This window comes from Peribacillus glennii (assembly GCF_003429105.1).
GTDB classification, from domain to species: Bacteria; Bacillota; Bacilli; order Bacillales; family DSM-1321; genus Peribacillus; species Peribacillus glennii.
Genome location: NZ_QVTD01000003.1, coordinates 700,797 through 725,019 on the forward strand (window position 1 = coordinate 700,797; position 24,223 = coordinate 725,019).

Here is a 24,223-nt window from a genome sequence, read left to right on the forward strand (position 1 = left end):
ATCGTCATGGTTAAAACAGAAAATTCTAACTAATAAGTTTGATACCGCTGATTAAAATTATGGTTGCGATAATTGCCTGGAGCGGTTTAGGCGATACTTTAAGTGATAGCTTGCTGCCCAATAACACGCCTGGTATGGAACCCAATAGCAAATTGGCTGCCAATAAGTAATCCACGTTTCCAAAACTGGCATTCATAATACCTGCTACAGTTACTAGCAGAAAAGCATGTGCGATATCTGTTCCGACCATCTGGGAAGGTTTCATATTAAATAAATAGAGCATAGCAATCGCAAATAAGGATCCGGAACCAAGTGAAGTCAAGCCAACGATAAATCCAAAGAATGCACCCACCATTATCGTTAGTGTCTTCTTTTTTTCCAAAGGCAGCTTTTGCCAGCGGTTTGGCCCCATCTTCCGATCAAAAAAGACTCGCAGAATGATGGAAATGGAGACCAATGTCAATACATATCCCAGTGCATGTTTAATGATATTTTCTTGATGCTGTTGAAATGCCGGAAAAAGATGCAAAGAACCGATTGCAATGACTGCACTCGGAATACTGCCCATTGCTAAATATTTTACCAATTTAAAGTCAATTGTTTTTTGCCGCCAATGCTGGGCTGCCCCAAATATTTTTGTAATCGAATTATAGACAAGGTCCGTTCCTACCGCAATCGCAGGATTGATGCCCATCACTATTAAAAAAGGAGTCAAAAGGGCTGCTCCCCCCACTCCGGTCATGCCAACCAGAGTTCCTACTATAAATCCCAAAACCGTAATACCGACAGTCATCGTGTTGCCTCCCATTTAAATCCGAGTTGTCTTATGCGATTATATACCAATGGGGCAGAAGAGTAAATAATATTCTGAATCTCTTTTCGTTATGGCTGGCTGGTTGCAATATCATTTCGTTCTTGGTTGGTTCTAATGCCTGAGTGGCAGACCAACCTTAATAGGCTTTTCAGAAAATTATGTGCATATTATTACTCTTTTTGTTAAGAATACAGCTATGGACTTGTAGCTCAAAGCACAGAGCAACCAGCAGTTTTATGCGCAAACTGCTGTGTGTTTTGTGGGTTCAAATCCCACCAAGTCCTCCCCCTGTTTCCCCACGGTCAATTGCCCTCCATTGGAAATAAAAACGTAAACCAGCCATTTCATCAAGTCATTTGCCCTCACTTTACCTTCCTGATGTGAATATAATAATCCATCATGAAGGAGGTGGCTCGGATGTCTTTCTGGAACTTGGATTGGGAAAAAAACAGAGATTGCGGCTGTGAAGATGATTGTAAATGCGATTGCGGAAAAAATGAAGATTGTGGCTGCAATGATGATTGCGAGTGCCAGTGTGAGGATGATTGGTTTTCAAATGAAGATTTTTTTAAGCAATTTTTTGAACGCTTTTAATCTTGCCCTATCGCATGAAGAGGCAGGACAAAGGCTAACTCTTTTTTGGTTATGGCCGTTATTTAAGCAGCATAAAAACATTCGTTTGTCCTCGAACCTTCCTAAAAATCATAAACGGCCTTGCCAGTTCTCATTCAGAACAAGCAAGACCGCTTATATTAATTGGGGCATCATTTTATTATCCTTGATGTTCTGCTTTGCTTCATTCATTGATTGCTTGAAGATTCGGTTCCGATCCACCTGTACTTGCTTGTTCAAACAGGTACGTTAAGTATGTGTTTAATTCAAATCCATCTTCATGAGCGAAATCAGTAAATTTATATTCTTCCATGATTTTTCCTCCTCCTTTGTATAATCTCCTTTGATTTATCGAATATATTCCCCAAAAAACAGCTCTGCTAACATCAAAAAATATGATTCTAGAAATTTCCATGAAAAATTCGCAGGCCCGCCAGGATTTTTACACCGAGAAGCAGTAAACCACGATGTACATTTGCTCTGTACACCTAGTTTAAATGAAAACGCTTTCAAATTCAAGGTTTTATTTCGCCCTTTTTTATTAAATAGCTGTAATCTTTTAGCTGTTTAGCATGTTGTAAAGCAAATGATCAGTTAGACGCTTGAAAATAGGCAGTTTTATTTCTTCATATCCGCAAAAAAAGAGGAGTACTAAAGTACCCCCCTCTCATCGTGCCTATTTATCTTTTCATAAAATCCTGACATGCTTTCATTTATATATTAGAACCATGGCAATCCCAGGACTACGAATACCAGCCATGCCAATCCCGGTCCAAGTATGACAAAACCTGCAGAAACAATCAGCATCTTGATAAAGAAATCCCGTTCTTTCATTCCTTGGGCATTGGCAAGGATAACGGCTCCACTCGTTGAAAACGGACTTAAGTCAACAATGCTGGAGGCCATGGAAATTGCTGCGATCACACCGACGGATGAAATGTTTGGATCCTGGAGAATAGGCGTAGCAAGCGGGATGATTGCTGCCAGGAATCCAGTTGTAGAAGCAAAGGCAGATATGATTCCACCTACATAGGAAGCCAGTAGAGACGCTCTGACAGGGTTATCCACAGTAGCGATTAAATCTCTCATATAGGCCAATGCGCCAACTTTATCAAGTACTTCTACATAAGTAACGATACCTGTAACCATAAAGATAACCGGCCAAGGAACTTTAGTAAGTACCTGAGACTGTTGCTTCGGAGCCATAAGTGCGAGTGCCAGCGCAACTATCATTGCCGCAAGTCCCATGTGCATTTCGAACTTTAACGCCATGACAATAAGGAGCACAATACCAGCTAATGTTGCTGCCCTATAAGGAGTTAATTTGACTTCGTTAGATGGTGCTGCACCAGCTTCCGCGGTAGCGGCAACATATGCCTCTGAAGCGTTTACATTTCTGATTAAGCGAAGGCCGCCAAACGCGATAAACAACACAGCCGCCATAAGTGTACAAAAGAATAATGAATTGATATAGAGCAGAACTGGCTCATGAGCCAAATTATTCGATTCCATTACACCTTTGACAATTAAGCCAAACAGGTTGATAGGCGAGAAAGCTCCCGCTGTTGCGCCAGTAACCACCATAGTTCCTACCATGATAGGGTTTAAATTATACTGGGCAGCCAGTCGCAGCGCAATTGGTGCAATAATAATAACACATGATGTTGCCTGGGTTCCGATACTGGCCAGCAGCGCGGTAAGTGCAAACATGACCCATGGAATCAGGGCTATTTTTCCTCTGACAAGCTTAAGCCCCCAGCCTGTAATCAAGTCGATCGTTCCGTTATTCTGGACGATTGCGAACAAGTATGTGACCCCTGCAAGGAGAATAAATAAATCCCCTGGATAGCCCGCGAACAGTTCATCAACTTCCAAACCGCTGATGAGCACACCCACGATAAATGAAGCTACAAATCCCAACAGGCCTATATTGATTGGCAATACCGAGCCTACTATGAACATGAGCAAAAGAATAAGAATTGAAATAAGTTCAATACTCATATGAATTTCTCCCCCAAAATTTTTTATGTGCTTAAGTCCGTGATCGTCCGATTAAGATAGCAAATTGGATGTATTAGCCATTTGGAGGTAGTGTGGGCATGCTGCCTTAAACGAAAGCGTTCTAAAGATCCACGGGTTACGCGGATGCATTTTTCACTTTGCTTTAAAAGTATGTTCAAGCAATAGGATCATGGAATCTGATTTTAGCCATGTCAGCGGAAGGGAAATATTCGTAGATGAATGAGATGACCAGTTAGGTTCCGTACTCCTGGTGTCTAGGAAATAAGTGATATGAATGGGCCTTATACGTTCTGTCCAATTTTTCCATCGGCTTGGACGATACCGTTTTCCCTGAACCTTTTTCCATTATTGCGGTAGAAGTCTGCACCCTCTTTTGCACGTTTCAATAAATCGGCGTTTAATGGCTTTAACGGTTTCGCCGGGATGCCTGCAGCCAGCATCTTTTCCTCGATTTCTTTTTGCTCGGAAACCAATGCGCCCGCTGCAATAAAAGCTTGCTTTTTTACCAGAGCACCATTCAATACAGTGGCATTCATTCCTATTACCGCACCTTCTTCAATCGTGCAGCCATGAATCACGCAATTGTGCCCTATGGTTACATTTTTCCCGATATGTGCCGGATATCCCGGATCTGCATGGACAACGGCACCATCTTGGACATTCGCACCTTCATCGATGGTCAGCTTTTCGTTATCGCCTCTGAGCACGGCATTGAACCAAATGGTCGCTCCGGCATTGATTTGAACATTGCCGATGATTTGGGCTCCCGGTGCAATATAGGCAGAGGGGTGGATTTGTGGTTCAAACTCGTTCAACCGATAAATTCCTATGATAATCACCTCCATTCAGAATAAAAGCGCTTTCTTATTTCAGAGTATTAAGAAAATTTAAACTCTGGTTTCCTTTTCTCCAAAAATGCGGAAACTCCTTCTTGATAATCCTCAGAAATGAAAGATTCTATTACTAATTTCCCAGTTTCTTCTGAATCATGAGTATCGCCTTCAAGAACTTTGTTAATAATCACTTTGGATCCCCTTACGGCCATTTGGGCGTTCTGGCAGATTAGTCTGGCATATTTATAGGTTTCCTCTTCCAGCTGAGATGTTTCTATGATTCTATTAATCAAGCCTAGGTGGATAGCTTCTTCAGCCTCAATGATGCGGCCGGTGTATAAAATGTCTTTAGCGTTTGACGGACCGACTAAATCAACCAGATTCTTTGTTCCCGGTGTATTATAAATCAATCCGAGTTTGGCTGGAGTGATTCCAAACTTTCCTGTTTGATCAGAAAAACGGAAATCGCAAGCCACCGCTATTTCACATCCGCCTCCGACACAAAAACCTGATATCATGGCAATGCTAGGTTTTGGGCTTTTAGCGATCTTTTCTTCCAGCACCATCGTTGCGTCATTATATTTTGCTGCGCCTTCAGCCGTATATCGTATGGTCTTAAATTCACCGATATCCGCTCCCGCAGAAAAGGCCTTTTCCGTCGTACTGCGAAATACGATTACTTTTACTTCCGGGTTTGCATTGCACTCATCCACCAGTTGAGCCAGGTCAATCCACATGTCATATGTGAGTGCATTTCTTTTTTCCGGCCTGTTAATATAAATGGTTCCTATCTCATTTTCCACGGATAAATATACGTGCTTTTGATCGGTGACAGTCAATTTATACAACTCCTTCCTTATGTGGAAACAACCTGGGGAGATTGTTTCAATATCCCTTTGTCTATTAACGTTTGAATTTGGTCTGTAGAAAAACCAAGGTCTTTCAAGACTTCTTCACTGTGTTCACCATGCAGAGGTGCTGGTGTATTAATCTCTATCTTGGTTTCGGAAAATTTAGTAGGAGTGCCAATCACCTTCATTTTACCAATGACAGGATGGTCTAACTCCTTAATCATATCCCTGGCCAGATAGTGCTCATCGTTTACCGCTTCTCCGAAGTTGTTGATAGGCCCAGCAGGCACACCAGCCTGTTCACATTTATTAATCCAGTAGCTTGCTTCTCTCTGGGTGGTGATTTCCTCTATCTCCCTCTCCAGTTCTTCTACATTTTTATGCCTCAGTGAATTGGTCAGGTATCTTTCATCGTTCACCCATTCAGGTTTTCCGAGTACTTCAGCAGAGAATTTCTCCCATGTGCGCTGGTTTGCGCAGCCTACCATCATATAAGCATCCTTTGCCTGGATGGCCTGATACGGAGCAGACACACGATGCCTATGGCCTGTTGCCTGCGGAATCGTTCCATTTGCAAAGTAGGCCCCTGCTTCCCATGTGAACCATGGCAATCCGGTTTCAGCGAGAGAGATGTCCACCATCTGCCCTTTCCCGGTTTTCAGCTTATGGATATAAGCTGCAAGTATTGCGTATGTAGCTGTTATACCGGCACCAATATCATATACGGCGATACCCGATTTCAGCGGCCGTCCACCCGGTTCCCCAGTCATGCTCATGAGCCCGGTCATACCTTGCATCACCAAATCAAAACCGCCTTTGTGAGAGTATGGGCCCGATTGCCCATAACCAGAAATGGAACAATATACGATTCCTTCATTCATTTCTTTGATTGTCTCGTAGTCAATCCCTAAAGACTTTGTGACTCCTGGGCGATAGTTTTCTACGATGACATCCGCTTCTTTTGCTAATTCGTAGAAAATTTCTCTTCCTTCCTCTGACTTTAGATTTAGTGCGATACTTTTTTTGTTTCGGTTAATCTGAAAAAAACAAGTGGATTCCCCATTCACATATGGTCCCATTTGGCGGGCGTCGTCGCCGCCCTGCAGTTTTTCAATTTTAATGACCTCTGCCCCTAGATCGGCAAGTACCATTGTGCAGTATGGACCGGCCATGATTTGGGATGCATCCAGTATCTTTGCTCCTTGAAGAGGACCCATTTACCATACCTCCATCTAAAATTTTGTTAACGCTTACATGTTTCTTAAGAGTACGATGTAACTTATAACGACTTCTTAAGGTGCCTTGTGTTCTATTACACCCCCAATCCCTGTATGCTGTATACAGGATACAACCATATTGTAATCTGGGCCAGCCTATTAGTCAACAGAATTTTCTAAATATTTTGATCTGTAGTAGCACACAAATAATTTCTTAGAAAAATCAAAAAGCAAACGCGTTCGCGTTTGCTCTTTTAAATCGGGATGATTTCAAGAAAAGTCTTCCAACCCTCTTTTTTGATCATTCAACAGATGATCCTCCATTAACTGTACAGCTCTTTCCACATTCCTGGATTTTACTGCGGCCAGGATTCCGCAATGTTCCTCGTAAATCTCCAGGTTGTATTTGGTTTTTTTATTGATGTTGGCACGATATAGAAGCAGTAACGACCTGACATGATTTAACAGTTCAATCATTCTTTTGTTGGGAAAATGCTGGATTAATAATTCGTGGAACTGTGTATTCAGTTCAAGGATTCGAAAGGCATCTCCCTGTTCGATGGCTTGCTTTGATTCCAAAAGAACCGCATCGGTTTTGTGGTAATCACTGTCGGGAATGATCGTTACAATTGATCTAATAACTTCTTTTTCCAACAGAATACGGCATTGATACAGTTCCAAAAAATCCGGTTTATTTAATTCAACAATCTTCATTCCGGTCTGGTCCTGGACGATCAGTCCTTCTGTTTGAAGCTGCCTCAGGGCTTCCCTCAGCGGTGTCCGGCTTATCTTGTAATCTTCAGCCAATTTTGACATGACGACTTTTTCACCGGGCGCAATTTGGCCAGTTAAAATTAACTTCTTAAATTCTGTATAAGCTTGTTGGTATAAAGGCGGAGCATAGTTTAATTCCAAAGCAATCACCACTTCTGTGTTTTCTGCTGCAGCAGTCTTAACATGTTATGTTTCCCAATCCTGGCTATATCATCTATTCCCAACTGGTGAGTTAACGCGGATCCATGGACGCCCATTCTCCCACTCCATTGATAATGGCACGTTAAAGGTCTTTTCAAGCAAAGGTTCTGTCAATATTGCTTTCTTGTCCCCCTTGGCAATGACATTACCAGCATTCATCAACAGAGCATGTGTTATGGACGGGATAATTTCCTCTACATGGTGTGTCACATATAAAAGTGTCGGTCCGTCCGGCATAGCCGACATCTGTTCGATCGTTGATAAAAGCTGTTCTTTGGATTTGATATCCAATCCATTGCAAGGCTCGTCCAAAATCAACAATTGTGGGGAAGCCATTAACGCCCTCGCAATCATTGCTTTCCTTTTCTCCCCTTGTGAAAAAGCTGTAATCACTTCAGTCTTCAAATGTGCGATGTTAAATTGCTCAAGTAATTGGTTAGCTTTATCCAGATCCTTCTGTGTAATATCCTCATATAGTCCGACAGAAGCAAACTTGCCGCTAAGGACAACTTCGAGTCCCGTTTCATATTGGCGTGTTTGGAATTTGTCATCCAAGGATGTGCTTACCCAGCCAATTGAACGACGTAATTTAGGAAAGTTTGTTTTTCCAAATTGATTTCCTAAAATAGAAACTTCACCGCTGGTAGGCCATTGATAGCCTGTTACCATCTTCAGGATCGACGTTTTGCCAGAGCCGTTCAAGCCCAGAAGTGCCCAATGTTCGCCTCGTTTCACTTCCCATGAAACGCCGTTTAATATCGTTTTTCCCTCTCGTTTCCAACCCATATTCTTTATGGAAATCACACTGCAGCTGTTCGTTTCGCTCATCTCAATCCTCCTATATCCGTTGGAAATCTGTTAATAAATTCAGTAATATATAAAAGCCGCGGACCAACACAATATGTAGATATTCTACTGCCATAATGATTTCTTATTGCCTGAATACGGGATACAGTTAGAATTCTTTGGTTTAATCGTACGTAATTTTCTGAATAATGTCAATTTCCGTATTTAAAAAAGGATGGAAGGCTCCTTCCTTCCAACTGTGTCTAATGAAATTATATTTTACATTCTCAACAATATCTTTCTCAATATCTTCAATAGCGATTTCGATGCTGGCTTTCCACGCAAATTGGGCAGTTGACAAGAAATTATTAACTCAATAAGGAATTCCACAGCGAACCGGCTGCTGATAGTCATAATGAAATCACCTTACATGCATATTTATAACACTAACTTCCTTAACTGTAATTATTATTGTTACAATATTATTTTATGTTTAAGTCTGGATATACTATCAAAAAGTTGTTAGTTTAATCATTGACAAATCCTTTAGATGTAACTAAAATTGTTACATGTAATCATATCGGTTACAATATAGCTTTGATTATTGCCAAAAAAAATTTCAATAAAACATTTGTTGGAGGGAATATCACAATGAAAATGCTAGTTACAGGTGCATCAGGGAAACTTGGCACCAAAATTGTAGAAATATTATTGAAGACTGTACCGGCTAATCAACTGGCAGTCAGTGTCCGGAAGCCGGAGAAAGCGGAAGGATTGCGGGCTCGTGGAGTGGAAGTGCGCCAAGGAGATTTTGATCAGCCGGAATCCCTGGATACTTCGTTTGCTGGTATCGATCGCTTATTAATTATTTCTGCGGATGGGGACAACGAAACAAGAATCCGTCAACACACAAATGCGGTTGCAGCGGCAGAGCGTGCTGGAGTTAAATTCATTGCGTATACCAGTATCGTGAATGCCCAGGAAAGTAAGATCTTCCTTGCTCCAACGCATAAGACAACAGAAGAAGCCATCCTGGAAACAGGCATTCCTTACTCCTTCTTGCGCAATAACTGGTACTTGGAGAATGAAGTCTCAAGCATTCAAGGTGTCCTCGCAGGTGCACCTTGGGTGACATCCGCCGGAAATGGCAAGGTAGGCTGGGCCCTGCAACAAGATTATGCAGAAGCTGCGGCAGCGGTACTTACTGGCAGCGGGCACGAAAACACAATCTACGAGCTTTCTGGCCCACTATTGACTCAGGATGAACTTGCCACTGCCCTTGGTACTGTTTTGGGTAAAGAAGTGACTGTTCAGCAGGTTGATGACGCTGCTTATGCCGAAATTATGAAAAGTGTCGGTGTGCCGGAATTTCTTATTCCTATGCTTGTTGACATCCAAAAAGGCATCAGGGAAGGTGAACTGGCAATCGAGAGCAAGGATTTTGAAAAACTTCTCGGACGGCCGGTTGTTCCAATTAAAGAAGCATTAACTCAAGTTTCAAATGAAATCTCAAAAATTAATTGAATTATAAGTAAAAAACCGGCCTCTCCAAATGATTGGATGCCGGTTTTTCAATGCAGTTGTTCGCGGTCCGAAAAAGCCCCTCTTTAAACCAGTCCTCAGCCATCAAAATGAATGGATCAAAATCATGCCAGCGGTCTACCGGCCGGACCCACCCCTTGTGGATAAACGGCAAACCAGCTTCTTCATACTTTAACATTTCAATGATCTTTCACCCCTAGAGCTTTCATCATGGGGAATTTACATTTTCACAAACAGCTTATGTAGCGGTCAGTTAACTCTGAGTGAATTTCCGGTATTCATGGAGTCCAACTAATACTTAACCGTAAAAGCAATTGGTTTATAAAAATACCAATAAAACCAGCAAAGATTGAAATCCACCGAGTATTGTCAAAAGGTCATCCGTAAAAGATACTAACAGGAGGTGGATAAATCATGGCTAAAGATGTTCTTTGCGAAGTGAATAACTGTACCTATTGGGGTTCAGGAAACAAATGTACTGCTGATGCGATTTATGTGGTAAGCCACAAGGGCAATCATGCATCAAATAGCCAAGAGACGGATTGCAAAACATTCGAACCAGAATTGTAATATTTTTGGGTAACCATTTATATGGTTACCCTGTTGTACGTTTAGTATGATAATAAATCTCAATTATATTCTGATGATGAGTTTATTTTTAATGACCAGAAAGTTTTTTTGCATTAAGATATAATTGCCTTCTATAGTGCCCATACAAACCCACGAATAAATTTAGATATTATAATAAATTAACATTGATGCTTAATACTTTCTGTCCTTTTCCCGTAGTTTCGGCAAGTAAGACCTCCAATAAACATCTTACAAATAAGGCAAAAAGAACCGCCTAGATATACCAGGCGGTGTGTAGTACTTATACTTTAAATTGGCTTAAAGTCTCATGCAGTTCAACGGCCATTCTGCTTAAATTTTCTGCTGAGGCAGATATTTCTTCCATTGAAGCATTTTGTTCTTCCGCAGACGCTGCCACGTTCTGTGTATTTCCTGAAGACTGTTTAGAAATAACCGATATTTCCTCCATCATCTCCACGGTGTTTTTAGAACTGGCGTTAACCTGTTCAATAATCGCAGATACCTCCTGGGATTGGGTACTGACTTCTTCAATCATTTTTACTATATCGTTAAATGATTTACCGGTTTGTTGCACCAACTCTATTCCTTGGCCTATCGATTCGGTTCCTTCATGCATAGATTTCATTGCGTTTGTTGATTCTGACTGAATATGCAGAATCAATTCCTTTATTTCTCCTGCTGCATGTCCTGATTGTTCAGCTAACTTACGAACCTCATCAGCAACAACCGCAAATCCCTTGCCATGTTCCCCTGCTCGGGCAGCTTCGATGGCTGCATTTAGTGCCAATAGATTCGTTTGATCCGCAATTTGAGTAATAATATCAACAATTTGTCCGATTTCCTTTGATTTTTTTTCCAAAGTTTCAACAACCTCAGCTGTTGAGGCAACCCTTTGTTGAATGATATTAATTTGTTCAACTGTTTCACTAACAACTTGACTGCCTGCATTTGCTTTTTGATTGGTTGTTTCTGCTAAATCTGCCACCGACTGAATAGATGTTGCCGCCTCGTTCATGCCGCGTGAGATTTCTGTTACTACATTAGTAGCCTTTGATGCATGGGAGACCTGTGTCTCTGAACCTAATGCAACCTCCTGAATCGCGACCGTAATTTGCTCTGTAGCTTTACCTGTTTGTTCCGCGCTTGCTGATAGTTGCTCTGATGTTGCAGCTACTTGTGAAGCATTAAAGCTTACTTGCCCTATCATTGTTTTCATACTGTTTGTAATGGTTTCAAAAACTTTTGCCAAGGTCCCTATTTCATCTTTTCTCTTCAAATATCTCTCCGGAACATTATCGGTAAAATCACCTTTAGACATATTCTCCCCGATTGCAACAGTAGCAACAATCGGTTTCACTATCGAATTAGTAGCGAAGAATACGACAATAGCCAACAAGATTAACGCAAGCACACCCGCGATAATGGTTGTAATAAGCATTTGATCTGATTCAGCCGTGATCTCGTTTATCGGTATTGTGATTCCTACCGACCATGGAGTCGTGCTATCACCAATATGAATAGGTGTATATACCTTATATAAATTATGTGAGTTATACTCGTATGATTTACCTTCCTGAATAGCGTTCATAATTTTCGTAACGGAGGAATCTTGTTCAACATCAGTTATTTTCTTATTAATTTCATTCGGCTTTGGTGAAGTAACGATCGAACCGTCATTCGAAAAAATCGACGCATAACCGCTTTCATATAACTTAAAGTCTTGCATCATTGTTTGTAAGCCATCAAGAGCAATATCAATACCGGCAGTACCGATCACTTTGTCATCTTTTTTAATCGGCACTACGACAGATGTCATCACTACTTCTTTGTTTCCTACTTTATATGTATACGGATTTAATATCGTTTCATTTCCACTGTTTCTTGCCAATAAATAATAATCCCCAGCACCTGGTTTATCATAATCTCTTAAAGCACTTAAAGAAACACCACTATCTGTTCTGGACCAATATGGAATAAGTCTCCCTGTTTTGTCTGTTCCACGGGTATTTTCAAACTTCTTATCCTGGCCATCGAACGCATTAGGTTCCCATACTGTCCAGGTAGCCAAAAATGAAGGATTTTTCTCCACAACGGTTTTTATCATAGAGTTTACAACAGCCCGGTTTGTCTGGTTGGTGTTTTTTATTCCTTCTAATGTCTGCGAAAGAGTCCGTGCAGTGTCCATTGCCAATTCAATATCGCCTTGCACGGATCGTGCAATCTTGCCGCCTGACTCAGTGGCCAAAGTGGTAGCAGAGCTTACCGCACTTTGTTGGGTCTTATTAGCTACGAATGCAAGCATTCCGCCCAAGATTACCAGAATGGACCCTACTATTACAATAAGCATACGTTGTTGCAGTTTCATTCAATAATCATCTCCATAATAAAAGTGAATAAAAGCTGGATATGTCAATGATATCGGCAAACGATGAAGAATTTATAGAATTCGAAAATGCGCAGCTGAAGCCGGCCAATCATAAATCATATACTTTCGCTAATGAATCTAGTCCTTTGAGAACTAAATAATGTCCGTTTAGACAAAACAAGAATATTTTTTTGATAGGTGTTAGCATAAATTAAGTTCGGGATGGGGGCAGGAAAAATAGTTTGCAGGGACTTAGAGGGAAGCCTGTTATCTGATTTTAAAGATTACTGGTTATGATTCTAAAGCCTTTAAAACCAGACTAGGTTGTCAATATGCGAGCTTTAAGCCAGATGTTCGGTTATAAGCAAACAAAAGCTGCCATAGGTTTGTTCTTGTTATACCGCAGGTGAACTAAACATATTGCGAAATGACCAAATTGGTACGAGCTGGCCATGCGGCCAGCTCTACTTTTAACCATTTAAATTGTTTTATCATTCAACTTTACCCGCTGCAAGCGAAGTGCATTCAATACAACGGATACAGAACTAAATGCCATTGCCACACCTGCAAGCCATGGGGCAAGGAATCCTGCTGCAGCAACCGGGATACCGAGGGAATTATAGGCCAATGCCCAGAATAGGTTTTGTTTGATATTACGGATTGTCTTTTTGCTCATTAAGATGGCATCGGCTATGCTATTAAGATCTCCTCTCATGAGCGTGATATCCGCCGCTTCCATGGCAACGTCCGTTCCAGTTCCAATCGCCATTCCGATATCGGCCATTGCCAACGCCGGCGCATCATTGATGCCATCGCCTACCATCGCTACCCGCTTACCTTTATCTTGCAGTTTTTTTACTTCATCCGCTTTTCCTTCTGGAAGGACTTCGGCAATCGCCCTGTCAATACCGAGTTCATTTGCAATCGCCTGTGCAGTACGCTGGTTGTCGCCTGTCATCATCATTACTTCAAGCCCGGCATCTTTCAAGCGTTTAATCGCTTCTCTGGATGTTTCTTTTACCGTATCGGCGACAGCCACGATTCCCATATACACTCCGTCAACTGCTACAAGCATGGCTGTTTTTCCGTTATCCTCAAGGCGTTCCATCTTAAGTGTTGCTGAATCAATGGAGATGTTATATTTCTTCATCAATCGCCTGGTTCCGATTAAAAGTACCCGATTTTCGACTATGGCCCTGATACCATGGCCTGGAATGGCTTCAAATTCCTGAGCTTCCGTCATGGAAATATTTCTTTCTTTAATGCCCTCAACAATCGCTTCAGCAAGTGGATGCTCTGACTGTTTTTCAGCTGAACCGATCATGGCAAGGAATGTTTCTTCATCTATATTTCCTTCCAAAACTACATCGGTTAATACAGGTTTTCCGTTTGTAACAGTTCCGGTTTTATCTAAAACAACCGTTGTAATGCGGTGGGTCGCTTCCAAATGTTCCCCGCCTTTAAATAGTACACCGTATTCCGCTGCGCGGCCGGAACCCGCCATAATCGAAGTCGGAGTCGCGAGTCCGAGGGCACAAGGACAAGCAATGACCAAGACGGCAATTAATTTCCCAAGCGCTTCAGCAAATTCACCTGGACTTACCCATAGATACCAAATCAGGAACGTGACTACCGCAATTCCTACAACGATTGGCACGAAGATACCGGAAATTTGGTCCGCCACCCTTTGAATTGGCGCTTTTGAACCTTGGGCTTCTTCAACTACTTTAATGATTTGCGCTAATGCTGTATCTTTACCCACCTTTGTTGCTCTCACCTTCAAGAAGCCATTTTTATTAAGTGTTGCACCAATGACTGTATCTCCGACTGTTTTGCTGACGGGTACACTTTCACCCGTTAACATCGACTCATCCAGTGCGGAGCGTCCTTCGATAATCTCGCCATCAACCGGAACCTTTTCACCCGGTTTCACATATACGATATCTTCAGCCGTTACTTCTTCCAGGGGAACTTCCATTTCCTTGCCATCACGTAACACCATGGCTGTCTTTGCCTGGAGACCCATCAATTTTTTGATTGCTTCTGAAGAGCGGCCTTTTGCGCGGGCCTCGAATAATTTCCCTAAAATGATCAATGTGATTAATATAGCACTTGTTTCATAATACAGCTCCAGCATATGTGCCCCGGAACCGATCGATGCGATCGATTGGTATAAACTGTAGAAAAACGCAGCCGAGGTCCCTAACGCCACTAACACATCCATATTGGCACTTTTATTACGCAGGGCTTTATAAGCTCCGACATAAAACTGCCTGCCGATAATAAACTGTACCGGTGCAGCAAGAGCAAGCTGGACCCAGGGATTCATAAATATTTCGGGTACATAGAGGAATGAAGTAAATTCAAGGTGCCCGGCCATGGACCATAATAATGGAAGAGAAAGGATTAAGGAAAAAATAAATTTTCCTTTTTGCTTTTCAATTTCCACCGCCCTGTAGTCGGCAGTTTCCTCGTTATCCTGCTTTAATTTCGCTTCATAACCAATGCTCTCAACCTTGTTGATCATATCTTGGATGGTGACCTCTGAAGGGTTAAATTCTACCGTTCCTGTTTCAAGCGCCAGATTTACTGCTGCATTACTGACACCGCCTAGTTTATTCAACCCCTTTTCTATGCGGGTAGCACATGCGGCACATGTCATGCCGATCAAGTCGAACTCAACCTTTTCTTTAATAACCCCATACCCCAGGTCAGTAACCTTTTTCTCGAGGTCATGAACATTTGTTATTTCAGGATTATACATGACTGATGCTTTTTCCAAGGCTAAATTCACATTAGCATTCTCTACGCCTTCCATTTTATTCAATCCCTTTTCTATCCGGGTAGCACATGCGGCACACGTCATCCCAGAAATAGGCATTTGAACTTCTTTCAAACCGGCACTGCTCATTTTGATCACTCCTTCTAAATAGAAAGACTTTTTATTGAATATACTTATACTTTTATACTATACCCCCCCACCCTATATGTCAATCTCGTTTTATTTATTTTTTAACGCACCATTAATATGTAGAAAACAATTTGCTCAAGTTCCCCTGGAATACCCATAAATGAAAAACAGAACGTGCCGAATACTCAGTCACGTTCTGTGGATGATGCTCAATTATTCCACGTCATATCCTTGATCATCGATCGTTTCTTTAATTTTGTCCAGTGTAGCAACATTAGAGTCAAATTTAACTGCCACCTGGCCTTTGTCAAGGTCCACTTTTACACTTTCCACGCCTTCCAGTTTTCCTACACTGCCTTCAACCGCTTTAACACAATGTCCACAGGACATGCCTTTTACATTTAAAGTTACAATTTCCATTTTCAATCTGCCTCCATTATTTTTTCATTAATTTTTGTACAGTGACAAGAACCTCATCTAGAACTTCAAGATCACCTTCTTGAATTCGTTCCAGCACACAGCTTTTCATATGTCCTTCAAGCAATATTTTTGCTACGCTATTTAATGCTGATTGTGTGGCCGAAATTTGCGTAATTACATCATCGCAGTAGGTATCTTTTTCAATTAATCCTTTAATCCCGCGGATTTGGCCTTCAATTCGGTTTAATCTTGTGACAAGGTTTTTCTTCACTTTATCGGAATGGTGGCTCTTTCTGTCGCTGTGTTCCAGTGAACAGCATTCTTCTCCGATAGTTTCTTCATTATTAAGGTCTAAAGACATTGCCTCGCCTCCTTTAAAAGCATTATATGATACCCTGGTACCGTATGTAAAGCACTATATAAATATTGTAACCAGTTCTTCAAAACTCAATCGCAGAAGGATGTAAGCCCCTCTGTCTTTGGTTCCATTCATCAAACCACCTGGAAAAACCAAACGATTTGAGCCACTGCTTCTTAATTGGACATTTCAATGCTTTATTTCTATATTGAAAGCATTTATACACTCTTATCAAGGATTTCATTACAGGAATCCTACGTATCAAAAAATGGTGAAAGAATATAACCTAGGCAAGGATGTCAAGGAGAGGTAACTGTTTGGATAATGCACCACAGGAATCATTCCTTGGTCACTTCAAAGATTAAAGCCAGTATGTCAAGGAAGGGAAACTGTTGGGATAACGCCTGTATGGAGAACTTATTCAGCCATTTTAAATCGGAGTGTTTCCATCTTTATTCTCACCAAACAGCCGAAGAAGTTAAGGATGCCGTACGTAGATATATTCGCTTCTATAACTATCAGCGTTTCCAGGAAAAATTAAACAACCTGAGTCCATATGAATACAGAACTCAGGCTTCTTAAATATGTTGTTTTATTACTGTCTACTTGACAGAGGTCACTTCACAAAACAGGGATCATCTTATTACAGCTGTCTAGTCTTTTTTTTATATGTCCTTTACAAAAGGTACACTTTAAAATGCCGTGGTCTCTATTGATTTTACGTTGTTACACTTAGCTCAGATCGTAACGGTCTTCGCATCCAGGTTCTTTCTGGCTACCCCGGTTTCGATGGCGGCCTGTGCAACAGCAGTCGCAACAGCTTCAGCCACCCTGGAATCAAATGCGTTTGGAATTACATAATCATTCGTAAGCTCTTCAGGCCCGACTAGATCGGCAATGGCATAAACAGCAGCTAATTTCATCTGTTCATTGATTTCTGAGGCTAATACTTGAAGAGCTCCTTTGAAAATTCCAGGAAATGCAAGGACATTGTTCACCTGGTTCGGCAAATCGGAACGGCCGGTTCCGATTACTGCCGCTCCGGCAGAGATGGCTTCTGCAGGCATGATTTCCGGGTTAGGGTTGGCCATCGCAAAGATGACTGGATTTTCATTCATGGTGCCTATCATTTCTTGCGTAAGAGCCCCTGCAACTGAAACCCCGATAAATACATCGGCCCCTTTAATCACTTCTTTCAATGACCCGGCAGCGTTATTTTTATTTGTAATCTGGGCAATCGATTCCTTCACCGTATTCATGCCGTTAGTCCGCCCTTGATAGATGGAACCTTTCGAGTCACACATGATGATGTCATCCACACCCAATTCATGCAGAAGTTTTGCAATGGCAATTCCAGCGGCACCCGCACCATTGACCACGATCGTTATATCTTCAAGCTTTTTGTTTACGACCTTTAAGGCATTGATAAGGCCTGCAGCAGTGACAATGGCCGTTCCGTGTTGGTCATCATGGAATACCGGTATATTCATCTCCTTTTTTAGCCGCTCTTCAATGATGAAGCAATTCGGAGCCGAAATATCTTCTAAATTGATTCCGCCAAATGTGGGTTCCATTGCTTTCACAATCTGGACAATTTGTTCCGGGTCGGTAGTATTCAGTGCAATAGGGAAGGCATCGACATTAGCAAAAGCTTTAAAAAGTGCCGCTTTCCCCTCCAAAACAGGCATGGAAGCCGCTCCGCCAATATTCCCGAGGCCAAGGACAGCTGTGCCATCTGATATTATCCCGACTAAATTGCCTTTTATCGTATAATCATAGATTTTTTCAGGATGCTGATGAATTTCGGTACATGGCTCCGCAACACCCGGAGAATATGCCAGGCTTAAATCATCGGCATTATTCAATTCTACCTTCAATTCCACGCTTAATTTTCCTTTTGCCTGCTTGTGAAGCTCCAAAGACTTTTCTCTAATATTTCCCATACTTTCATCTCCTTTAAAATAATGATTTTATTTAAAATTAAAATGAATCAAAACTACTTGTAATCCCGAAGATTTTGTTTCCTATTGCGAAACACCGTTTCTGTTTATTCGCAAAAAATCCTTAATCCCTGCTTGATCGGCAGTCGTTGAACTTTAGGATTATTATAAGTTGTAAAAAGCCGGACTGTGGAATACGGTTTCAAAATATGTCAAATTACAGCAGAAAAGAGAATCCATTCAATTTTTATTAATTTTTAAATATTCTGATATTTTATCATACAATTCTCTTATCAACAATATTAAAACGATAAATTTTTCTTAAATTTTTACTTTTATTAAGTTCCTTCATGAAACAGTTACATTTAAGTTTGTTTCATAAAGGAACCAATCTTTTTAGTGAGCCTTCACTTCCGCCCTTTCAATCGATTCAACTAAATAATCGACTACATGCTTGGTTTCGATGACATCTTCCATTCCTTCTCTGTGCACGCCAAGTTTCATTTGCAAAAAGCAGCCAGGGTTGGCTGTAAGAAGAACTCCAGAGCCCGTTTTCTTGACGTTTTCCATTTTCTTATCCAAAATGTCATTGGCCAGGTCCGGTTGTAGCAGATTGTATATCCCGGCAGATCCGCAGCAATATTTTTTCTCAGGCAGCTCCACATACTCTACTTCTGGCACCCGTTTCACAAGCCTTGCCGGTGCGTCCTTTACCTTCATTACGTATTGGAGATGGCAAGAAGGCTGGTAGGTGACCCGTTCACCATGTCCCATTGTTTTTGGCAAATCACCTTTCTCGTGAATGATCTCGCTGATGTCGCGGATCTTCTTGGAAAAAGCTTTAGCCCGCTCCAGCCATACAGGATCATCGCGGAAAAAATCTGAGTATTCAGCTAAAGCAGCCCCACAGCCGCCCGCATTGGTAATGATATAGTCTACTTCCGCCTTTTCAAAGGCTTCAATGTTGGCTTTCGCCAGTTCAATCGTTTTATCTTTTTTCCCGCTATGATGATGCAAAGCGCCACAGCACATTTGCGATTTTGGCGTTACCACATCAAAGCCTGTTTTCGATAACAGTTTAATCGAGTTCTTATTCGTTTCGCGGAACATCACATCCATTATACAGCCTTGAAAGAATGCAACACGGCCCCTTGATTCCTTTCTTTCATTGGCACGCGGAGTATATTCAGGATGTGGTTTCCTCTCTGAAGGGGACAGCACGGCCGGTGTAATTTTCTCCATTTCCCGCAGCTGTTCCGGGAAAAACTTCATGATTCCGATATTTCTTGTCAAGGTTTGAAGCCCGCTTTTTTGATACATCCACAATAAGTTCCCGACCTGATTCAGCCGTTTTTGATCTGCCAGCACCTTATCGAAAAAGAAATTTTTAACAGTACTAGCAAGCCGCCCCGGCTGTTCGATAGAACTTTCGCTATTTTGGAACACTGTTGTTTCGGCTGCTGCCGCGATCTGTTCTTTGGCGAGCATGACAATATCGGGAACCTGGACGTCTATTGGGCATGCGTCTACACAAGCAGAGCATAGCAGGCACCGGTCCAGTTGATCCTTAATCTCCTGGTTCACCGGGATTTCACCATCAATCACGCTGCGCGCCATTAACACCCTGCCCCTGGGACCATCCGCTTCCCTCCCCGTGATATTAAGCGTGGGACATACACCACGGCATGCTCCGCAACGCACACATGTATGCATGGACTCTTCTGGAGTTAATGTTTTCAAAGGTCTCACCTCTAGTCTTAGTTTGGCAGTGCCATTTTGCCCGGATTTAAAATGTTATTAGGATCAATTGTTTTTTTGATTGCGCGCATCACTTCCATTGCTGGACCGTGTTCCACATCCATATATTTCGCCCGCACGATTCCGACTCCATGCTCCGCAGTCGTAGTCCCTTCCATTTTGATAGCCAGTTCGTGGATGTCGTCTATCATCTTTTGGACATTTTCCATTTCTATTTTATTGTTGCTATTTACTACTGGGCCGGTATGCAGGTTCCCATCACCCACATGGCCGTATATGCCGCAAATGATTCCATATTTCTCAGCGATATTATGGATTTCCCGAAGCGTTTCCGGTAAACGGGAAATCGGGACGCAAATGTCTTCTCCGCCATAAACCCTGAATCCTCCTGGTTTCAGAAGACCTACCGCTGCACCGACGAGCTTCCTTGCCTGCCAAAGCTTTTCACACTCTTCTGGCTCATCACTGAATTTTACGTAAGTAGCGTATTTCTCAACCACTTTCTTTAAACGGTTCACCTGAGAAGTGACTTCTTCATTTGCACCATCCACTTCAAAGACGAGAACGGCTTCATTATCCTCAGGGAGATTTAATTCAGGCTTCATCTTGTTTACAGCCTTTGTGCAGTTGAAATCCATGATTTCAATAGCTGATGGCTGAAGTCCGGATGAGAATACGGCGTTTACCGCCTCTCCCGCATCTTCCAATCTTGCAAACGAACAAAGTACAATGCCTCTGGAAACTGGCAGCGGCAATAATTTCAATCTCAGTCGTGTCACAATGCCAAGTGTCCCTTCCGAACCAATCATTAGATGGGCAAGGTCATAGCCTGACACGGATTTTAATGCTTTCGAGTTCGCACCGCCGGTTACGATTACTTCTCCTGTCGGAAGGACTACCTCCATTCCCAGGACGTAATGCCGTGTGACACCATACTTTACGGCACGTAGCCCGCTTGAGTTATTCGAAACCATTCCTCCGATCGTACACATATTTGCGCTACCAGGATCAGGCGGGAAACGTAACCCGAAAGGTTTCAGGGCTTCATTCAAATCATTCTGCACCACACCGGGTTCGATCATGGCTTGCATATTTCTATGATCTATTTCCAGTATGCGGTTCATTTTGGAAAGGTCCAGCATAATGCCGCCTTTGGTTGAAACAGCTCCTCCAGTTTGTCCGGTAGCAGCTCCCCTTGGATACACTGGTATTTTGTATTCATTGGCAAGCTTTACACATTCACTCACTTCATTGGTAGATAAGGCGATGGCTGCGACCTGTGGCTTTTTCGGGTGGAGCTGTGTTTCAAAAGATGCATCATAGGAATAGGTCATCAAGTCAGTATTATTGGTCAAAACGCGATCATCACCAAATATTTCTTTTAGGCGTGAAATGACTTTATCGTCCAGCTGTGCTGGTGCGATAGTTTCATTCATATCTTTCCACCTCATTTTCTTTAATTTTTCTCCATAAGGTCGTCCGCCCGATTCCCAGGATTTTCGCTGCTTCCGTTTTATTTCCATTCACTCGTTTCAGCACCTCAACAATTCGATTGTGCTCATCATTCGGCAAGTTCCCGAAATATTGCCCGTTTGTTTTTGGCAGGCCGCCCCTTTTCATGTCCAAATCTAAAAAGTCCTTGCCGCCTGCTGCCATTACTGTTTCCTCATTAATGAAGTTGTCTTCCGCGAGTATTATGCACCTTTCAACGATATTCCTAAGCTGGCGGATATTTCCCGGCCAGTGGTAATTTTGAAGAATTTCTACCGCTTCATTAGTGAAGCCGGCAATATCTTTTTGAATGTTTTTCTTTAGTTCTTCTGTAAAATAATTACACAACAGTGGAATATCTTCGCGCCGTTCGTTCAAGGAAGGAATCATAATATTAAGGATATCCAGCCGATAATACAGGTCTGCCCGAAACTTCCCTTCATCTACCATGCTCCCTAAATCCCGATTGGAGGCTGCGATTACCCGGATGTCAATCGGAATGACCCTTTCATCGCCAAGGCGCATCACTTCTCCTTCTTGCAGCACTCTCAGAAGCTGTGCCTGCAATGATTCAGCCAGCTCCCCGATTTCATCGAGAAAAATTGTCCCTTGATGTGCAAGCTCAAACAATCCGGTTTTTCCGCCTTTTTTGGCTCCTGTAAATGCTCCTTCCACATAGCCGAACAATTCGCTTTCCAAAAGGTTTAAAGGGATAGCCGCACAGTTTACCGCCACAAACGGTCCCTCCGCCCGCTTGCTGAACCTATGGATTAACTGTGCAAAAACTTCTTTCCCAACTCCCGTTTCGCCGCTTAGCAATACGGTGGAGTCCACCTGTGCATACTTTTTGGCTTTATCAATCGCTTTAATGAAAATTTCGCTTTCGCCAACGATGTTGTCCTCATGGTATTTTGTCACATGTCCGCGGTGCATTAGTTTTTTTCGGATTTCCTGTTCTTGCTGCTGCAGCTTTTTAAGTTCCTGAAAGGTACATACAGCCCCAAACACAGAATTCTCATGACGGATCGGAATGCGATTGGCGATTATTTTCACGCCATTTTCGTCCTGTATCTTGTTAAGCTCTTCCTTGCCCGACGAAATAACCTCTTTTAAACGGGAGTGGACAAGGAAATGGTCAACCGGTTTTCCAATGATACCTTCATTTGTAATATTCAAAATTTTCCTTGCGGAAGGATTGCACACAGTGATAATTCCATTTTCATCAACAGCGATCACCCCGTCCGCGATGAAATCGAGGATGGCCTGCAATTGTTTTGTCCGCTTTAGTTCAGTGCGGCGCACCTCGAGCAAACTTTTGGCTTCATGTATCGCCTGCGATACCGATTCAACCCCTGAAGACAATATGACTGTGTTCACATTCAGCTTTTTCACTTGATTCACATAGACACTTTTGCCGATTAGCACATCAATGTTTCTTTCAATCAGCGTTTGTACCGCAGTTCCAACATCTGTTTTGGCGTCCATCACATATTTTTCGATACTGAATCCTAGGGAAGCTTCAATGCTTTCAATGCCATGAATGACTTCAAGATCATCCGCAATCCCGATTTTTTCCCCATTTTTATAGGCTTTCATAATGGTGCGAAGCAAATCAAAACCAGTGATCGGAATTTGGACTACCGGAATTCCTATATCCAATTCAATGATTTTCATCGCCAACGTACCCCGGCTGATAATGACTTCTGTCCCTTCTTTTGCAAATTTCCTGGCAATGGCAGCCGCTTCATCAAAATGAACCATCTTCACGGTTATGTCTTCTTCCGCTTTTTCACAAGCTTCCAAAGCAACGGGCATTAATTCCTCAATCGGTACCAAAATAGCAATCTCTGACATATGAGCACCTCAATTTTACGTTTCATTTGGAACAATCTGTGTTTTCATTGTAAACGATTGCAATCAAATGCCAACAAAAATTTTGGAATTACGTGTTTCAAAGTGTTTAACGTCAAAGAATTGCTATCTAGGGAGCCTGTTTGCTCCTAAATAGAGCGGGCGTCGATCTTCATTACACTTTCAACCTGTCCAAAGGGGCCACCAGACGAAATGATTCCCAGTGTCGCCCCTGATTCGTATATGAATCTTGCTAGCACTCTTCGCCCTGTTTCATCTAACTGTTCCACTGTTTTTCCGCCTATTATGATTCCATATCCTGCCAAACTATCATTGAAATAATCCAGCAAATAGCTACACATTTTTTCCGCGGTTACTCCTGCATTCAAGGCTCCGTCCACCTCTATGTAAACCATCTCAGGTACGGCCAATTCCACTTTACCTGTACCTAGGCAATCAGCCATTGCCCGTAGGGTGACAAGGAGAGGAATCGCTCCCTGTGCTCCAAACCTTCCGATAAAGCTATCTATTCCAGCGACAACATACCCCTGCAAATTACTGTACTTGCCGTCCATTGCATCGATGGTGTATATTTCTCCTTTTTCCAGCAGCGAGACCCCGTGTTCATCACAAAAATTTTTCATTTTGGATAATTCGCTAAAAGGAGTATCCGTTTCTGAAGTGAAAATGGCACGGGAAGGATTAAGCACTTTTTTGTAGCCTAATTCTATGAATTCCCTGATAACATTCATCGCATTTTTTCCTGTAATAAATAGAAACCTTGGCTCGATTGTAAGGCGTTCACCAGGAGTGACTATATCGAGATTTGCTTGAATGGCAATAGCTTTTTCAATGATATTCACTTAGGCAGTCACTCCTTAGCAGG

General features: G+C 42.2%; 23 protein-coding genes, 1 tRNA gene and 1 pseudogene. 6 read left to right on the plus strand and 19 right to left on the minus strand.

The genetic code is table 11. The features are described 5' to 3' along the window. Positions 1 to 25 precede the first annotated feature (25 nt). Positions 26 to 793: a sulfite exporter TauE/SafE family protein gene (locus D0466_RS04825; protein WP_117321405.1), complete on the minus strand. Its 768-nt coding sequence runs from the start codon at positions 791 to 793 to the stop codon at positions 26 to 28. Between the two features lie 219 nt (positions 794 to 1,012). Here D0466_RS04825 and D0466_RS22095 point away from each other — a divergent pair. Together D0466_RS22095 and D0466_RS22100 are read left to right on the plus strand one after the other, a co-directional pair. Continuing rightward, a tRNA-OTHER gene (locus D0466_RS22095) sits at positions 1,013 to 1,098 on the plus strand. 133 nt (positions 1,099 to 1,231) lie between these two features. Beyond that, entirely contained in the window at positions 1,232 to 1,408 is a 177-nt protein-coding gene (locus D0466_RS22100) for a hypothetical protein (RefSeq protein ID WP_158555832.1), read from the plus strand. A gap of 202 nt (positions 1,409 to 1,610) precedes the next feature. Here D0466_RS22100 and D0466_RS23285 read toward each other — a convergent pair whose 3' ends face one another. The 8 genes from D0466_RS23285 to D0466_RS22805 all read right to left on the minus strand — a co-directional run bounded on the left by D0466_RS23285 (position 1,611) and on the right by D0466_RS22805 (position 8,471). Continuing rightward, the gene (locus D0466_RS23285; protein WP_267897381.1) at positions 1,611 to 1,739 is read right to left on the minus strand and encodes a hypothetical protein; all 129 of its coding nucleotides are present in this window, start codon (positions 1,737 to 1,739) and stop codon (positions 1,611 to 1,613) included. 407 nt (positions 1,740 to 2,146) lie between these two features. Next, positions 2,147 to 3,427: an SLC13 family permease gene (locus D0466_RS04835; protein ID WP_117321407.1), complete on the minus strand. Its 1,281-nt coding sequence runs from the start codon at positions 3,425 to 3,427 to the stop codon at positions 2,147 to 2,149. A 302-nt stretch (positions 3,428 to 3,729) separates the two neighbouring features. Continuing rightward, positions 3,730 to 4,287: a gamma carbonic anhydrase family protein gene (locus D0466_RS04840; RefSeq protein WP_233522536.1), complete on the minus strand. Its 558-nt coding sequence runs from the start codon at positions 4,285 to 4,287 to the stop codon at positions 3,730 to 3,732. A 38-nt stretch (positions 4,288 to 4,325) separates the two neighbouring features. Then, complete coding sequence (locus D0466_RS04845) at positions 4,326 to 5,120, minus strand: enoyl-CoA hydratase-related protein (RefSeq protein WP_233522537.1); 795 nt, start codon at positions 5,118 to 5,120, stop codon at positions 4,326 to 4,328. Positions 5,121 to 5,137: 17 nt separating this feature from the next. Next, positions 5,138 to 6,349: a CaiB/BaiF CoA transferase family protein gene (locus tag D0466_RS04850; protein ID WP_117321410.1), complete on the minus strand. Its 1,212-nt coding sequence runs from the start codon at positions 6,347 to 6,349 to the stop codon at positions 5,138 to 5,140. A gap of 270 nt (positions 6,350 to 6,619) precedes the next feature. After that, positions 6,620 to 7,264 (minus strand): GntR family transcriptional regulator, encoded by a 645-nt coding sequence (locus tag D0466_RS04855; protein WP_233522538.1) that lies wholly within the window; start codon positions 7,262 to 7,264, stop codon positions 6,620 to 6,622. Between the two features lie 69 nt (positions 7,265 to 7,333). Continuing rightward, positions 7,334 to 8,152: an ABC transporter ATP-binding protein gene (locus D0466_RS04860; RefSeq protein ID WP_117321412.1), complete on the minus strand. Its 819-nt coding sequence runs from the start codon at positions 8,150 to 8,152 to the stop codon at positions 7,334 to 7,336. Positions 8,153 to 8,294: 142 nt separating this feature from the next. Then, positions 8,295 to 8,471, minus strand: a complete 177-nt coding sequence (locus D0466_RS22805; protein ID WP_233522539.1) for a hypothetical protein — start codon at positions 8,469 to 8,471, stop codon at positions 8,295 to 8,297. 290 nt (positions 8,472 to 8,761) lie between these two features. Here D0466_RS22805 and D0466_RS04865 point away from each other — a divergent pair, with 290 nt between their 5' ends. Further along, positions 8,762 to 9,634, plus strand: coding sequence for an SDR family oxidoreductase (locus D0466_RS04865; protein WP_117321413.1), 873 nt, complete (start codon positions 8,762 to 8,764; stop codon positions 9,632 to 9,634). Position 9,635: 1 nt separating this feature from the next. On the opposite strand, the gene D0466_RS22810 is transcribed toward D0466_RS04865, so the two are convergent. Next, a complete protein-coding gene (locus D0466_RS22810; protein ID WP_233522540.1) occupies positions 9,636 to 9,830 on the minus strand; it encodes a hypothetical protein in 195 nt (64 codons plus the stop codon). Positions 9,831 to 10,066: 236 nt separating this feature from the next. On the opposite strand from D0466_RS22810, the gene D0466_RS04875 reads away from it, so the two are divergent. Then, complete coding sequence (locus D0466_RS04875) at positions 10,067 to 10,222, plus strand: DUF1540 domain-containing protein (protein ID WP_117321414.1); 156 nt, start codon at positions 10,067 to 10,069, stop codon at positions 10,220 to 10,222. A 301-nt stretch (positions 10,223 to 10,523) separates the two neighbouring features. Here the strand turns inward: D0466_RS04875 and D0466_RS04880 are convergent, their stop codons facing one another. The 4 genes from D0466_RS04880 to D0466_RS04895 form a co-directional block, all read right to left on the minus strand. Further along, complete coding sequence (locus D0466_RS04880) at positions 10,524 to 12,608, minus strand: methyl-accepting chemotaxis protein (RefSeq protein WP_117321415.1); 2,085 nt, start codon at positions 12,606 to 12,608, stop codon at positions 10,524 to 10,526. Between the two features lie 478 nt (positions 12,609 to 13,086). Continuing rightward, a complete protein-coding gene (locus tag D0466_RS04885; protein WP_117321416.1) occupies positions 13,087 to 15,519 on the minus strand; it encodes a heavy metal translocating P-type ATPase in 2,433 nt (810 codons plus the stop codon). Positions 15,520 to 15,732: 213 nt separating this feature from the next. After that, the gene (gene copZ, locus D0466_RS04890; RefSeq protein ID WP_117321417.1) at positions 15,733 to 15,939 is read right to left on the minus strand and encodes a copper chaperone CopZ; all 207 of its coding nucleotides are present in this window, start codon (positions 15,937 to 15,939) and stop codon (positions 15,733 to 15,735) included. Between the two features lie 16 nt (positions 15,940 to 15,955). Next, positions 15,956 to 16,300 carry a metal-sensitive transcriptional regulator gene (locus tag D0466_RS04895; protein ID WP_117321418.1) on the minus strand — a complete coding sequence of 115 codons (345 nt, stop codon included), beginning with the start codon at positions 16,298 to 16,300 and terminating at the stop codon, positions 15,956 to 15,958. Positions 16,301 to 16,511: 211 nt separating this feature from the next. Between D0466_RS04895 and D0466_RS04900 the strand changes: the two are divergent. Beyond that, positions 16,512 to 16,659 (plus strand): annotated as a pseudogene (locus tag D0466_RS04900) (IS3 family transposase); the annotation flags it as partial. A gap of 46 nt (positions 16,660 to 16,705) precedes the next feature. Next, positions 16,706 to 16,879 (plus strand): IS3 family transposase, encoded by a 174-nt coding sequence (locus D0466_RS23585; RefSeq protein ID WP_407675604.1) that lies wholly within the window; start codon positions 16,706 to 16,708, stop codon positions 16,877 to 16,879. 155 nt (positions 16,880 to 17,034) lie between these two features. Here the strand turns inward: D0466_RS23585 and D0466_RS04910 are convergent, their stop codons facing one another. The 5 genes from D0466_RS04910 to D0466_RS04930 form a co-directional block, all read right to left on the minus strand. After that, positions 17,035 to 18,240, minus strand: coding sequence for an NAD(P)-dependent malic enzyme (locus D0466_RS04910; RefSeq protein WP_117321420.1), 1,206 nt, complete (start codon positions 18,238 to 18,240; stop codon positions 17,035 to 17,037). A 393-nt stretch (positions 18,241 to 18,633) separates the two neighbouring features. Then, positions 18,634 to 19,977, minus strand: coding sequence for a (Fe-S)-binding protein (locus tag D0466_RS04915; protein ID WP_117321421.1), 1,344 nt, complete (start codon positions 19,975 to 19,977; stop codon positions 18,634 to 18,636). 17 nt (positions 19,978 to 19,994) lie between these two features. Beyond that, the gene (locus tag D0466_RS04920) at positions 19,995 to 21,431 is read right to left on the minus strand and encodes an FAD-binding oxidoreductase (RefSeq protein WP_117321422.1); all 1,437 of its coding nucleotides are present in this window, start codon (positions 21,429 to 21,431) and stop codon (positions 19,995 to 19,997) included. After that, positions 21,424 to 23,340, minus strand: a complete 1,917-nt coding sequence (locus D0466_RS04925; protein ID WP_117321423.1) for a sigma 54-interacting transcriptional regulator — start codon at positions 23,338 to 23,340, stop codon at positions 21,424 to 21,426. Before D0466_RS04925 ends, D0466_RS04920 begins: the two co-directional genes overlap by 8 nt. Before the next feature lie 146 nt (positions 23,341 to 23,486). Further along, positions 23,487 to 24,200 (minus strand): aconitase family protein, encoded by a 714-nt coding sequence (locus D0466_RS04930; RefSeq protein ID WP_117321424.1) that lies wholly within the window; start codon positions 24,198 to 24,200, stop codon positions 23,487 to 23,489. Positions 24,201 to 24,223 lie beyond the last annotated feature (23 nt).

Bases quoted from the DNA above. Each gene is read 5' to 3' on its own strand.
- D0466_RS04825 (WP_117321405.1), bottom strand. From the start codon at position 793: ATGACTGTCGGTATTACGGTTTTGGGATTTATAGTAGGAACTCTGGTT.
- D0466_RS04850 (WP_117321410.1), bottom strand. From the start codon at position 6,349: ATGGGTCCTCTTCAAGGAGCAAAGATACTGGATGCATCCCAAATCATG.
- D0466_RS04885 (WP_117321416.1), bottom strand. From the start codon at position 15,519: ATGAGCAGTGCCGGTTTGAAAGAAGTTCAAATGCCTATTTCTGGGATG.
- D0466_RS04860 (WP_117321412.1), bottom strand. From the start codon at position 8,152: ATGAGCGAAACGAACAGCTGCAGTGTGATTTCCATAAAGAATATGGGT.
- D0466_RS04910 (WP_117321420.1), bottom strand. From the start codon at position 18,240: ATGGGAAATATTAGAGAAAAGTCTTTGGAGCTTCACAAGCAGGCAAAA.
- D0466_RS04925 (WP_117321423.1), bottom strand. From the start codon at position 23,340: ATGTCAGAGATTGCTATTTTGGTACCGATTGAGGAATTAATGCCCGTT.
- D0466_RS04875 (WP_117321414.1), top strand. From the start codon at position 10,067: ATGGCTAAAGATGTTCTTTGCGAAGTGAATAACTGTACCTATTGGGGT.
- D0466_RS04880 (WP_117321415.1), bottom strand. From the start codon at position 12,608: ATGAAACTGCAACAACGTATGCTTATTGTAATAGTAGGGTCCATTCTG.
- D0466_RS04920 (WP_117321422.1), bottom strand. From the start codon at position 21,431: ATGAATGAAACTATCGCACCAGCACAGCTGGACGATAAAGTCATTTCA.
- copZ (WP_117321417.1), bottom strand. From the start codon at position 15,939: ATGGAAATTGTAACTTTAAATGTAAAAGGCATGTCCTGTGGACATTGT.
- D0466_RS04895 (WP_117321418.1), bottom strand. From the start codon at position 16,300: ATGTCTTTAGACCTTAATAATGAAGAAACTATCGGAGAAGAATGCTGT.
- D0466_RS22810 (WP_233522540.1), bottom strand. From the start codon at position 9,830: ATGTTAAAGTATGAAGAAGCTGGTTTGCCGTTTATCCACAAGGGGTGG.
- D0466_RS23285 (WP_267897381.1), bottom strand. From the start codon at position 1,739: ATGGAAGAATATAAATTTACTGATTTCGCTCATGAAGATGGATTTGAA.
- D0466_RS04835 (WP_117321407.1), bottom strand. From the start codon at position 3,427: ATGAGTATTGAACTTATTTCAATTCTTATTCTTTTGCTCATGTTCATA.
- D0466_RS04865 (WP_117321413.1), top strand. From the start codon at position 8,762: ATGAAAATGCTAGTTACAGGTGCATCAGGGAAACTTGGCACCAAAATT.
- D0466_RS22100 (WP_158555832.1), top strand. From the start codon at position 1,232: ATGTCTTTCTGGAACTTGGATTGGGAAAAAAACAGAGATTGCGGCTGT.
- D0466_RS23585 (WP_407675604.1), top strand. From the start codon at position 16,706: ATGGAGAACTTATTCAGCCATTTTAAATCGGAGTGTTTCCATCTTTAT.